The organism is Arthrobacter sp. NPDC056727 (assembly GCF_042790555.1).
Classification (GTDB): domain Bacteria; phylum Actinomycetota; class Actinomycetes; order Actinomycetales; family Micrococcaceae; genus Arthrobacter.
The window spans coordinates 162,485-175,935 of sequence record NZ_JBHTZA010000005.1; the positions used below are offsets into that span (position 1 = coordinate 162,485).

Consider the following 13,451-nt stretch of genomic DNA (forward strand, 5'->3'; position numbering starts at 1 on the left):
CGTCGTCTTCGGTGGTCATCTCGTCTACGGTGGCGCCGGAGTTGGCGGCCAGGACGGCGGCTTTGACTTTGTCGGCCGTGTCGCCGGTCAGTGCGGTTTCGTTGCCGTGGGTGTGGGTGCTGCTGGTGGACGAGTCGGTTGTCGTGGCAGCGTTGGCGGGCAGTGCCGCCGCGGTCAGGGCCCCTCCCCCGATAATGGCGCCGAGAAGGGCCGCGCCGGCAGCGATTTTTCGGACCTGGTTCATGATCGTGCTCCTAGTGCGTCGTTACCCCGACATGCTCGAGGTGTTAAGACCATCCTGAGACGTCTTCCTTTTGCCGCCCTGTCCTGTTGCTGTGCCGTTCCTGTGACTGATGTGGCTTGTGAGCTTTGGTTACGGGACGTGACCCTGGGCGCCGGCTGATTGAATGCTCGCCTCGCGGCGGCGCGGACAGCTCACCGTCACCGGTATGCCACGCCGGGCCTTCCCGACGCGCATAGCAACCGGACAGCTTCGCAACAGTGGATCCATAGCGGAGGACAGGAAAGTGGGTCATCGATACGACCCGATCTTCTAGCTACGGAGGAAGTGTGCACAGCGCAACCACACTTTTGAACCATCCCCGGTCCAGGAATACCGATACATCCACTTATTGGCAGACTGTTCATAGGGGCTTGTCGGTGCTCCTCGCTGTTGGGGTAGTGCTTGGCGGGGTTGTTTTGGGATTGAACGGACCACTGGTCTCGCCCGTGGCCGCTCCTGCCTCTTCCACCTCAGTTGCCAGCAACACCACGGTAACAGTGCCGCAACGGACACCAGCCGTGGGCGGTGCAGACCGGCGCGGGATACGCGCAAGGGGACGCCGGTGATGGACAGTCGCCAGCTCATGGTTTCTCCGGCCACCGCGCTCACCTTCATCTGGGGTGGTGCTGTGGTCGCGTCAGGGCTTGCCATAGTAGCTGCGCCTCAGCCTCTGAGGCTGGGCGTGCCGTTGATCGCACACCTCACGGGGATGCTGGCCGGTTACGGGGTGACAGTAATGCTGGCCCTGATGTCCCGGGCCCCTGCCTTGGAACGAGGCGTCGGCGCGGACCGGTTGGCGCGCTGGCACGCCACTGGCGGACGAGCGATTGTCTTCCTCATGCTGATCCACGGTGGCACCGCCACCGTTGCCTGGGCGACGCGGCAGGGAATGGGCCTATGGGCTGCCTTTATCGAAGTGATGCGAATGCCCGGGCTTATCGCGGCGACGGCTGCCACCCTTATCTTTGTACTCATCGGCGTCATATCCGCCCGCAGCATGCGGCGGAAAGTGAGATACGAAACCTGGCACGCGCTCCACCTGCTCACGTATCTGGCCGTCGCTTTGTCTTTTGCGCATGAGCTGGCCGGTCCCGATCTCGCCGGCCATCGCCTGGCCCAGGTCTTCTGGAGTCTGCTCTACACGGCCGGCTTTGGTCTGGTGCTGCGGTACCGTGTCCTGGCCCCGATATTGCTCGCCTGGCGCCACCGGCTTCGGATCGACCACATCCGCACCGAGGGAAAAGGCGTCGCGAGCATCATCCTTCGCGGTCGGCACCTCGACGAATTGAACGCTCAACCCGGCCAATTCTTTCGCTTCAGATTCCTGAGCAGAACCACCTGGCTGTCATCCCATCCTTTCTCGCTCTCGGCCCCGCCTCACCACCAGTTTCTGCGGATAACCGTCAAAGCGATCGGCGACGGCACCGAACTCATTCATTCCCTCCAGCCCGGCACAAGGGTTATCGCGGCAGGACCTTATGGAGCCATGACCGCCGCCCGGAGGCAGGCACACGGGGTCCTGCTGATCGCAGGCGGAATCGGAATCACACCAATGCGGGCGCTCTTCGAAACATTGCCCCCAACTGCCGGGCGCATAACGCTGCTGTACCGGGCCTCATCCCCCGAAGAAGTGCTGTTCAGAGAAGAACTCCAACAAATTGCCGGGCACCGCAACGCCCGCCTCATCTTCCTCGTGGGACCGTCCTCGGACCCGGCGAACGCCGTGACAGCCCGAAACCTGACACACATGGTTCCAGACCTGACTGCCCGTGACGTCTACATCTGTGCCTCCCCCAAATTCTCTGCAGCTGTCAGAACAGCACTCACAAAGGCAGGACTCCCCGGCCGACAACTACACCAGGAGGAATTCAGTTTCTAGAAAGCGGCATTACAGGTCCAGCTACTGAGACGAAGCGCCAGCCTGAGCTACACCCCAGCCTGACGTCAGTGCGCCCTGACAAGGGAGTATGTGGCCTGTGGTGGAGCTCCGGCTTATCCTGAGACGGCCATCCAGTCACAACATCTGCCTCAGCCGCCCCCTGGCCCATGCCGGATTTCATCAGGACCAGATATTTTGGACTACTTCGACTATTCTCGGGCTACCCCGCCACCGGTTTTCTCCTCTGAGACTGTCAGGGTGGGATCTGAGACCCTCGTGAGCCACTGTCAACGAAACGGAAGATCGCCCTATTCTGACGTCACGTCCGTACTTCAAAGTCGAATGATTCAGAGCGACGAAGGATGACGTGGCCGCCAGCATCAACGGCGCTCCCGTTCGCCTTGGGCCTCGCGCCCAGATGATTTCGGTCGCACCTCTACTGCTAGGCGACCTTGGAGAGTCTTGGACCGGCGCAGGGTGATGCGGACGTTGCTGTCGTTTCTGCTTCCCAGGACACAACCTGCGACAGGCACGGCATTCGACCCCGGTTCCTTGAGCCGCTCTACTCGGTGTCCGGTTCGGCCCACTCGAGGGCTGCGACGAGGTGCCCTTCGTTGGGAAGGGCCTGCTGTTCTGCTGCCGGGAGTTTGTCGTAGGTGTAGGCCGCTACGGCCATGGGTGAGGTTGACCGGCCGAGGCTGTAGCGGACGCTGCGGTCGTTCTTCGTTCCGCAGATCAGGATGCCCACGGTTTCGTTGTGATAGTCGCGGCGAAGCATGTCATCGACCAGGGCGACATAGAAGTTCAGTTTGCCGGCGTATTCAGGCTGGAACTTCCCGGTTTTGAGTTCGATGACCACATACCGGAGCTGCTCGATGTGGAAGAAGAGCAGGTCGACGTAGTAATCATCGCCGTCGACGTCGAAATGGACCTGGCGCCCCACGAACGAAAAGCCCGGTCCCAACTCCTGCAGGGTTTCGGTGATCCGGCTTGTCAGCGCGTTTTCCAGGTCGCGTTCTGCGACTTCACCGGAGAGGCCGAGGAATTCGAAGTTGTAAGGGTCCTTTGCCATCTGCTGGGCAAGTTCAGAGTCGGCGGCTGCCAGATGCCGGGTGAAGTTGGATGGCGCTGTGCCCGTGCGTTCCATGGACCGGTTCATCATCATGTTCAGCAGCACGTTCCGGGACCAGCCGTACTGGACGGCCGCGGCGGCGTACCAGTCCCGCTCTTCGGCGCTGGCTGCTTTGTCCAGGATCATCCGGATGTGGCCCCACGGCAAATGTGCCACAGCCTGTGGCACATTTTCGTCCTCGCCCCAGGCCCGCACCATCGCGGTCATGTACTGCAGGCTCCGGTACGACAGGCCCTTCATATCCGGAAATGCGGCTGCCAGATCGGCCGCCAGCCGCCGGATGACGCCGCTCCCCCAGCCCTTCGCCTGTGATGTGGTTGGCCATCATGCCGTCATCCCCTAGTGACACGTCGGCTGACCCATCGCCGTACTTAATCAAAGCGATCCCGTGATCCGCGTCCTCACGCACAACGAATGGCTGAAGGACGTCTCGCATGCGATCGCCGCCGCCTGGCAACACTTGACCGTCGACGAAGCCTTGGAAGAACACATCGAATGCCATGGCCCCGACCCTTGCACGAAGAGTGCGGGTCCACAAGGACCCAACGCTTTAGCGGATTGCAGAGCCACTGCCGGACCGCGAATACCCGTACATGCCGGTCGCCAGGGCGTCAGTAGGTGAGAGATTCACGTATCTTGCTCAGGAACTTTTGTCCGTCACCGTCGAGCAGGGACTTCGCGAGAAGCCTCTGCCCGATTGGAGTGGCCAAGTTGGAGACTGTCCCACCCGCATCGACGAATGGGACTAGCCAGTTTTTTAGCGCTTCCAGGAGATCATGGTTGCGTTCGTTTTCCATAAGGCTGTGGTCAAGATCGAGAAGGGCTTCAAGATGAGGTCGGTCCGTTTCTGAGACTAGGTTCTCCCATCGGGTCTGCAGGTGGCAATGGGTCGGTTTCGGATCCTGAGCCGGCCCAATGCCAAGGAACCATAGGCCGAAGTTGAGGTAGTACCGGGGGCCGTAGTTGGACTTCTGAAGATGAAGAACAACGACAGAATCTGGCCGGGTAATGTACCACGATCCGGATTTTTTCCGGCCCCCTAGGTCCTTTGCGAATTGGTCGAAGGTCGTCGTGATCACGTTTTTGTTGTTCACGGTCCGTAGGTCACCACGCTTCCGGTCCAAGGTTTTCCGGGGAACTGCTCGTTCAGTTTAGCCACATAGCCCTCGATCTGACGCTCGCCCAACCGAATCGCCCGCGGGTTGTTCGGCTTGAGTTCGAAAATATGTCGGGTTTCGAAGTTGATCGCGTCGACGCGACCACCGGCCCGGAGCGTGAATTCCTTTTCATATCCGGGGCCGTAGTTCCAGGCTTTATGCATGTCGCGACCCAGTTTGGTTGCTGCCGTCTCGCCGTTAATTGCCACACGTTCGGACTTTGCTGCTGCGACCGTTCCTTCTGCTGCGGCTGCTTCTGCCACGGTTGGGCCGCGGGCGCCGAGGACCACTGCTCCTTCTGCCGCGGATGCGCTGCGGCCTCCGAAGGCCATTGCAGCGACCGCAGCGACGGGTCCGAGTGCGTGCTCCCAGGACTGATCCTCGGGTTCAGAGTTACCCTGCATCGCATTTAGCGTTTGCTTAAGGCTCATCGGGCCCTTGAAGGTCGGCGCGGGGACGTCTGTCGTTGAATAGCGCATCGGCGTGGAGTAGTGGTGGAAACCGGCGTATGCGCCGTTGACGTAGGTCCCTCGGGCGTAGGTTTGCAGGGGGCGGAACGGGTTGAGGTATTCCGCAGTTACGGGTCGAGGTACCCATCTCCCCGGAGTAACTTTGGCGCCAACACCATGCCAAGATCCCCCCTCCGACAAGGCAGGCATCATGATCAGCCCGGAAGGGTCTGACCCGTTGACGGGGTCGCCCTCGGAATAGATGTAGGCCGAAAAGTTCCTGGCTTCACTCGGTTTGAGGACAGGGTCCGGTGTAGTGAAGGCACCCGTGACGGGATCGAGGTCGCGGGCTCCGAGGTGGGTGAGGGAACTGACGGTGTCGCCAAGCCCGGCGATGTATCCGTTACTGGCGCTGAAGCCGGCCAGATTCGCAGTGTTGGAGCCGGTTCCTTTGACGGTAGCGGGCGCTGTTGCGTAGGCGCCTGTTCCGGTGGCGGATTGGGTGGCGCCACGGGCAAGACCGAACGGGTCGGTATAGCGGGTGATTGCGGTGGAACCAGCGGTCGTTGTGGTGGGTTGCAGGATGGTTTGGGCGGTGTTGACACTGTCGCTGACCACGAAGGCAAGCCGCACGGTGGTGCCGCTGGCGATGCGTTCCGCGATGACGTTGCCTAGGAAGTCATAGCTCCTCGTAGCGCTCTTGGCACCTGTTGTTGTGGCGTGCGCGGTGGTTTTCCCTAGGGTGATGGTGGTGCCGGATCCATCGACGATGCCGACAAGGTTTCCAGCGGCGTCGTAGTAACGGCTGGAAGCGGATCCCGCTGTCCCGGTCGCCGGAGCAGGCGGGGTGCCCGCGGTGGCCGACGGATTCGGGTTCGTCGGCAGAAGGGCGGACCCGCTGCTGGAGGCGAGGAGCCCGTCTAGGGTGTAGTTCAGGGTTTGGCCGGCCCGGCCGGTCATCCTGCCCCCGCTGTCCCAACTGAAGTCGACCGTGGTGGCTGTGCCGCCGGCGGGGGTTGTGGTGAGTGACTTCAGCCGGTGCGGGCCAGGCTGCCCCACTGCGGCGTAGGTGTAGCTCTCGGTGGAGGACAGGGCCCCGGTGGCGGAGAAGCGCTTTACCTGGGAACGGTCTCCAGCCTGAGTGTAGGTGTAGGTGTGGGCGTAGGGTGCAGGGCCTCCTAACCCGGTCACCGAGGTGGACGCCGGCGAAGGGGCCGTTGTGCAGGTTTTGGATGAAGGTGTCCAGACGGCGGCGAGCCGGGCGGCGTAGTCGTAGCTGTAGCACTGGTAGTCGGTCGGGGTGCCAGTGCGGCCGGCGAATGCGACGGAGCGGGCGGTGAGCTTCCCGGATGGGGTGTAGGTGTATGCCGTTTTTCCCAGGTCTGCGGTGTTGTTCTTGGCTTTGTTGGTGCTCCAGTGATTGGTGAGTCGTCCGGTAGTGGCGTCCCAGGTGAAGTAGCTCTGGTTCAGCCCCACCGTTGGGGTGGTAGTGCTGGAGGAGTTCGCGTCCCATTGCTGGAACGTGGAAATCAGGTTCAGGTGGTTGTACTGGGTGTTCCCGGCGAGGGTGTCTCCGGTGCCGTTGGCCAGCGACGAGTCGTTCTGGAAGGTGTCGTATCCGTAGTACAGAGTCTCGGCTGGCAATCCGCCCATGGCGGGGAAGGCCTTTTGGCTGGGTTTTCCGGTCTTGGTGAAGTAAGTGGTGGTCGTGTACGGGCCGGCGAAGGCGCCAAGCCCGGCCGGGAGGGTTGTCGTGACTGTCTTGGGCTGATAGGCGGCGTTGTAACCCGAGACGGCCGTGGTCACCGCCTGGTCGTAGTTGCTCCCGTTGTAGCGGGTGGTAGAACTGAGCTGACCCTTCTTCTCGCCGTCGTAGGTGCTGGTGCTCAGGGTGTGTGGCTGCCCGCCAGCAGGGCTTACGGTGGTCGTCGTTTTTCGGTCAAGGATGTCATAGCTGTAGGCGATGATGCTGTTGGTGGCATCCGTTACGGAGGAGACCCTGCCGCTGCTGTCATAGCTGGTGCTGTGGGTGCCGGTGTCGGGGTCGGTGGCGCTGATGGTGCGGCCGCCAGGGTCGAACGTCCAGGACCAGGCGTTGCCGGCAGTGTCGGTCATGCCGGTGAGCTGGCCTAGGGTGTCGTATCGGTAAGTGGTGGTATCCGGGACGCCGCTGGCGGTGGTGCCGTGGTAGAGCAGTTGGCTGGTTACGTTACCGTCGGCGTTGGTGATGACTCGTTTCGCGGATTCATTCCCGGGACCGGTGGTGGTGGCGGTGTCCTGGCCGATGTAGGCGATGTTTGTGGTCCAGAGGGTCTGGTTGTCATTGGCCACTGCTGTGATAGCTGTGGTGCGGCCTGCCCCGTCGAAGGCGTAAGTTGTGGACGAAGGAACGGCCACGGTCGGAACCAAGAGAGTTCCGTTGGGTTCCGGGGACATGAAGTAGTCGTTGTCGACGCGGCGGACGGCGCCGGCGGAGTCGTAATACGTGTCGCTGGCGATCGTACCTCCGCCCGGGGACATGTTCTGAGTTTGCCGGATGCGGCCGAGGCCGTCGTAGATGGTGTAACTGCTCACGACCTGGTTGGCGGTATTAATTGTGCCGGTGTGGACCCAGGAAGGCGCCGTCTGGGAGACCGAATAGGTGATTCCTTGGGTCGGGGTCGGGTTGCTTGTCTGGGGCCGGAGTGGGTCCCAAAGGGCGGTGGGGCGGCCGGAGGCGTCGTATTGGCGTGTGGTTGTGTTGCCGTTCTCGTCCACCTCGGATAGGGATAAACCCCGGACCATGTCCAAGGTTTGGGTGGAGGTCCAGCCCAACGGGTTGGTGGTCGTGACGGTCGCGGGTAACCCGGTCGCGGGGGTGAACGCTGTGGTCGTGGTCCTTGCGGTTCCGGTGGTGTTATCTGTGGAACTGATGGCCCGGCCCAGGGCGTCATAGACCAGGGCGGGGCCTTGTTGCCAGGTGGTGACGTTGTTTCCGGACACGGCGGTGGCCGTGTCGGTCCGGGTCGGGTTGCCGTCCACGGGCTGACTGTATCCAGAGGATCCCGGTACAGCGGAGGTGGAGGTGTCATACAGGGTTCGCGCGGCGGTCAGGATCGCCGCGGTACTGACCCCGTCGGTGCTGCATTCCCCGCTGTGTGTGGTGACCGTAGCCTGCAGAGCCAGGATGTTTGCTGCGGGATTGTCGGCGTAGTCGGTCATGGTGCAGCTGCCCGTGGTTCCGGAGCCTGTTTCGGGGGTGGCGGAGGAGGAACTGATCCGTCCGTATTTGTCGAAGTAGTTGGTAACGGTCTTGGTCCGGGTACCGGTGCCTTGGCTGCTGGCGATGTAGCGGGTCACGGATTTGGTGCCGGTATGGCGTGCCTGGGCGGTGTCGGTTCCGGCGCTGCCGGTGGCGGTCGGGCTCGAGGCCCAGGGAACGGTCACGGTGGAGCTCAGCCTTGGCCCGGTCTCCCCGAGGAAGGATTGGGATTCGATGGTCGCCCCTGCCAGCCAGGGCGAGTCGGTGATCACGCTCCCGTTGCTGGCTGTCACATTCGATGACCGGGTGCCTCCGGTGCTGTTGGACGTTGTGCCGTCCAAACCGCGCAGATAGGTGGTCGTTGTGGTGGGGTTTAGGCCGGCCGCGGCATTGCCGGTAATAGTTTTGACCTGGGACCAGCCGGCCAGCACGGACCAGCTCAGCCGGGACCCGCCGGAGCCGGCCACGAACTTCGGAGCGGCGTATTTCCAGGCGGGGGTGCCCAGATAGGTGTAGCGGGTCAGCAGGTCCGGGCTGTCCAGGCTGCCGGGGCCGGCGCTGATGCCCACCGACGCCACCGGGTAGATGTGGAAATAGTCCATCTGTGCCGGTTGGGCGACCGGGGTGGTGGGCGCCCACCACTGCGGAAAGCAGCGCTTTGTGTTGGTTTCCGGGGACGCGGGCAGGGTCGTGGAGGTGCATTCGGGGGCCATGTAGCCCACGGAGATGACGGCCCCGGTGGCGGTCTTAATGGAACTCAGCCGGTACCGGTCCAAGGGAGCGAGTCCATCGATAACCCAGACCCGGTTCTGCAAGGTCTCCCCGCTGAAGATGATATTTGGGTCGGTGATCACAGCGCCGGTGCCGGTTGTCGTGTTCGCGCCCCGGTGGCCGATGGTTCCTAGCCACAGTGCAGGCTTCGTGCCATCCCCGGGATCCGGCATCGAATGACCGAGGGTCCAGATGTCCGCGGTTTGGTAGACGCCGGAAACAAGGGTCCGGGAAGTGACGGTCTGTAGTCGCTGATCTGCATAGAAGGTGGGCGAGTACACGGTGCAGGCGCCGGTGGCCGCGCAGGCGAAACCGGTAGGCATGTCGTTGCCTTGGGTGCAGTCCACCCCAGTGCAGCGTCCGGTGTATCCGAAGCTGATCTGCAGTGGAGCGGACGCGGTGAGTTCACTGCCTGAGCGCATGCCGTAGTCCACGCGCTCTGGCCTGCTGGCCCGGACATAACTTAGCCGGGCGCCGTCACCGGCCTGAGCAGCATAGTAGTTAGTGTCCTGGGCGTAATAGACGGCCTGGGAGTTGCCGTGGGTGTCCACGACGTAGTCGAGGTTCCAGGCGTAGGCCTGCTGACAGAGAGACGAAGCAAAGGACACCACATAACAGGGTTGCGTGCTTGATGCCGCGCCGACGGGGACGGTGTCGGTCGAATTCGTGGTGGCTTGCCCGGACGACCAGCCGGGGAGCTTGTTCAACCCGAAGAAGTATTGCGTGCCGGAGGTATCGGTGATTTTCCAGTGTCCACCGTCGTAGGTGCCGTTGGTCCCGGCAACGGTGAGGTATTCGATCTTCGTGTTGTCATCGTTCTGCAGCCGGTACGTGCCTGTGGCGGCGTCCTTGATGATCTGCCCGGCACGGCCGCCGAAGGAAATGCTGAATTGTTGCCCCGCCGGGGAGCCGCACAGGTCGTAAGTCCCGGTGACGCCCTGGTCCATGCACGGAGCAAAGTTCTGGCGGATACTGCCGAGCCCGGCCAGGGACCACCCGTCACCGACCACGGATGCCTGGTTGTTCGTCGAACTTGTCAAGCCGTCCACGGATGAGGAGTCGTACCCCAGGGACAGGGCGGGGCTAGGACCGGCCGGTGCCTGTCGGGCACTGAAGGGGTAGGACCATGTAAAGGACCCGGTCTGCCCGCTCACGCCCCAGTTCCCGGCCCCTGCTCCGGGGATGGCGGTGAAGTCCCCGGACCCCTTGTCATTGGCGGGGACCGGTGTGGCCGTCATGGAGGTGAAGCCCGCGGTCCGGATCCTCACTCCGGTCCCTGACTGAGCTGGTCTAGATTCTCCGATGACTGCGGCGGGGCCGGTCCCGGATACCACGGCGTGCGTCGCCGCAGGGTTGGCACCGCTTAGGAACGGAATCGCCGGAGACAGGGGTTCCGAAGTCGCATGCCACGGGACCGCCGCAACGGGACTGAAGTCGGCTGGTCGGTCCGGCACCCAGTCCGGGAGCGAAGATGAACCTCCCAGGGCGAACAGTCCGGCTCCCGATATCGTCAGCACGGCGGTCGAGGCCAGAGCGGTCAGGCAGCGGCGCATCCGACTCTGTGTCTTGCCACTCATTTCAGGACTCCCATGCTGCGGCCGAATTGGTTTTGGGCATTGATAAATTGCTTGGCTGTCAGAACGCCTTGTGCGAGCACAGGGTGGTAAATTTGGCCGCTAAACTGATCTGCGCCGGCCGTGTCCGAGGCTCCCAGAAGGACAGGTTGGCTGGCGGCGGCGGCCAGATGGCTTCCTGTCGACGTCGCGGTCGTCCAGGTCCCGGTGTAGCCGTTGTTGGTCACGGTAATCCGCATTTGCTTGTTCGTTGCGTCATACACGGCGGAGATGAAGGACCAGGCTCCTGCAGCCAGCTTCGGTGTGTAGACGACTGAGTCCTTGGTCCCGCTGTTGATCGAGGTCCAGCCATCAAATCTTGCATAACCATCATCGATGCGTAGCGCGGCACCTGGTGACCCCGGGCCGGCCATTTGGGTTATCGCGGCCTGAACAGTAGCTGGCACGGATGTGGGGCAAACCCACCCTGAGAGGCTGAAACTGAGGGAGGGATCAACCGCAGCGCCCGACGTCGAGGCGTATGCCCCGGGGGAAGTTACTTCCAGTGCCTGGCCGTAGCTCAGGTCTGGGTCTTTGTCCGTCACGCCACCGGTGCACGAATTCGGTGCAGGGGTGCCGTTGATGGTTTCGATATCCTGCCACTGGGCGCCGCCGTTCAGATTGACGGGGAGGACTGTGTTCGGTAGCGGTGCCGTGACGCCGGAGCTGAAGGTGTAGGACGCGGCAGCGCCATAGACCTGCGTATTGACGTTGCCCGCAGTGTCGAAGGCCCACACGGTCAGGGTCGTCGTCTCGTCCACAGCCGCAATGGTCACGGTCGTACTGTCTCCTGCCGGGCAGACGACAACGTATTCCCTTAGCCTTTTGCCGCAAGTGGAATCGGCCAACAGCGTTGGTGACGCCGGGCCGGACGTCACGGAGTAAATGAATCCCTGCAGCCCGTACTTTCCGCCATCGCTCAAAGTGAAGGTGTACGGCGTCTGGCCGACGACGCCGTCGGCATCATTGCCATTGGCGTCAAACGTTCCGGGCGGGGGGACGATTTTCGGGGGCGCTGGAGGCGTCGTGTCAACGGTGAAAGCGAACGACATGGTCCCGGAGGTGTATCCGTATTTGTCCTTGGCATAGGCTTCCAATATGTAACTTCCGTCCGCCAGGGCGTTGCTGCCGGCCAGACTGAAGAGTGTGCCGGACGTCGGCGATCCTAGTGCCGTCGTCCCGGAGTCTTTTACGATTCCGGTCGAGGCAACCTTGACCGTCATGGTCACGGTGATGTTTCCGCCGACCGTTCCGTCCGGGTCGCTTGCCCTGACTGTATATGTGGGTTTATTCAGCCGGGTCACGTACCTTGAGGCCCAGGGTGTTCCCTCCCAGAGGCCGCGGGTGATCGTGTAGATCGTCGGAGTGCTCGGCGGAGTGTCGTAGTCGACAATGATCTTCGCTGTGTTGGAAAAGCGCTTCCACCCCAACCCGTCGGACTCATTGTCCGCCCGAAGCCCAACAGTCCAGACAGAGTCGGCAGCCAACTGGGTTTTGGCTGCCATCATGTCAAAACCGACAGCGCCTGCGGGACAGCTGGCCGAGTTTCCCTTGGCAACGGTCTGGGTCTGCAGCTTGGTTGAGAACGTTGGCTGCGCGTTCCACGTCGTTCCCGTGCCAACGTTCCCGGTGTAGTAAGCCGAGACAGCCCGCGCCGTGCAGGAGGGTGACCACACTTCCGTCGTCTGCAGCTGAGCGGCAAGGATCTTCTTCCCGACCAGACCGGATGTGTTGAACTGATAGAAGCCACGCGTCACATGTGAAACACCGTAGGTGTAGTCCCATGCTGCAGGTAAATATCCGACGTGGACGCTCGCGTCGGTGTACTGGCCATTCCAATATGAGGTCGTGGGCCAGTAGCTGTCCACGTATACGTACGAGGTTCTGTCGACGTCCCAGTCCGGGTCAACGTAGATCGGGTAGGTGATGTGAGGGGCGTTTAGGATCCCCTGCATTCCGAAGATCTGGGTTTGCCGGCCATTTTCATTCCCTAGCGACAGTGCGAACGGGTAGCTCAGACCTGGGCCGCCAGGGTCTTTGGCGGAAGCACCCTCCCAGGACGAGTCCCACCACTGCCCCTCAGCAGTATGCAGGGCGACCTGCCCGGACGCGTCCACAGCCGAGAGACCCGAACCCGGTGCGTTGTCCTTCACCGTGACATGCTCCGCGTCCAGGAAGAAGCGCATCTGAGCCACCCGAGGATCTCTGGCTGCCTCCGCGGAATAGATCTTCAACACCTGCGACACGCCGGACTGGTGCACGACTTGAACCAGATCGACACCCGGCAGCACGCCAGAGTACGTCGCAGTGTCCCCGTCGATCACCGGCCGGGGCAGGTCGCCGAAGGGCCAGGACTGCACTACCGAGGCCCCGTGCCTGTTAGCCAGTTTGGCCATGACGGGAGTGCCCTCCGTCCCTAGAGACACAGATATAGGTGCCCGCTCGGGGACGAGACGTTCCTCGCCATCGACTGTTGTGGTCACAAGGCGGGTCGAAATGTTCTCCCACCCGTTCTCATTGTTCATTCGGACAGGCTCCGAGCTCACCTCAAGCTGAAACGTACCGTCCGGCTTCGCGAGCGTGAGGTCTGTCGGAGTCGTCAAGGAATCCACCACTACCGGTTCACCCGCTGCGGCCGCCTCCTGTGCCGCCTCCTCTGCCGTGGGGGCATGCCCATCAGTCTGCGATCCAGTCATCACCATATCGTTGGAGGCCCAGCTCGAAGCCGGGGCCAGGAACATGGTCAAGAACATGCCCAGCGAAAGAATGACCGCGTAAAAAGGGCGCGAAAAAGTACGGTGAAAAATGTTCATCGGTGCCACTTCACTTAGAGTCCCCCCACCCCGGAATAAGCGAAGTCGCACTCCAAGCGTGGCTATGGGCCTAAGATAATCGACCAGCAAACTGAGGCACAAGAGCCAATTTC

Annotated in this window: 5 protein-coding genes and 2 pseudogenes; 1 reads left to right on the forward strand and 6 read right to left on the reverse strand. The window is 62.2% G+C overall.

The window, feature by feature from the left end; translation table 11 throughout:
• A pseudogene (locus ACFRAH_RS07145) lies at nucleotides 1-244 on the reverse strand (hypothetical protein); the annotation flags it as partial.
• A 604-nt stretch (nucleotides 245-848) separates the two neighbouring features.
• Here ACFRAH_RS07145 and ACFRAH_RS07150 point away from each other — a divergent pair.
• The gene (locus tag ACFRAH_RS07150) at nucleotides 849-2,162 is read left to right on the forward strand and encodes a ferric reductase-like transmembrane domain-containing protein (RefSeq protein ID WP_377990297.1); all 1,314 of its coding nucleotides are present in this window, start codon (nucleotides 849-851) and stop codon (nucleotides 2,160-2,162) included.
• A 562-nt stretch (nucleotides 2,163-2,724) separates the two neighbouring features.
• Here the strand turns inward: ACFRAH_RS07150 and ACFRAH_RS07155 are convergent.
• The 5 genes and pseudogenes from ACFRAH_RS07155 to ACFRAH_RS07175 form a co-directional block, all read right to left on the reverse strand.
• Nucleotides 2,725-3,327, reverse strand: a complete 603-nt coding sequence (locus ACFRAH_RS07155) for a PDDEXK nuclease domain-containing protein (RefSeq protein ID WP_377990298.1) — start codon at nucleotides 3,325-3,327, stop codon at nucleotides 2,725-2,727.
• Nucleotides 3,313-3,594, reverse strand: a pseudogene (locus ACFRAH_RS07160) (DUF1016 N-terminal domain-containing protein); the annotation flags it as partial. The gene ACFRAH_RS07155 and the pseudogene ACFRAH_RS07160, both read right to left, overlap by 15 nt.
• 311 nt (nucleotides 3,595-3,905) lie before the next feature.
• A complete protein-coding gene (locus tag ACFRAH_RS07165) occupies nucleotides 3,906-4,388 on the reverse strand; it encodes a DUF4304 domain-containing protein (protein WP_377990211.1) in 483 nt (160 codons plus the stop codon).
• Complete coding sequence (locus ACFRAH_RS07170) at nucleotides 4,385-10,180, reverse strand: RHS repeat-associated core domain-containing protein (protein ID WP_377990212.1); 5,796 nt, start codon at nucleotides 10,178-10,180, stop codon at nucleotides 4,385-4,387. Before ACFRAH_RS07170 ends, ACFRAH_RS07165 begins: the two co-directional genes overlap by 4 nt.
• 305 nt (nucleotides 10,181-10,485) lie before the next feature.
• Nucleotides 10,486-13,338, reverse strand: coding sequence for a hypothetical protein (locus ACFRAH_RS07175; protein ID WP_377990213.1), 2,853 nt, complete (start codon nucleotides 13,336-13,338; stop codon nucleotides 10,486-10,488).
• Nucleotides 13,339-13,451: the final 113 nt, after the last annotated feature.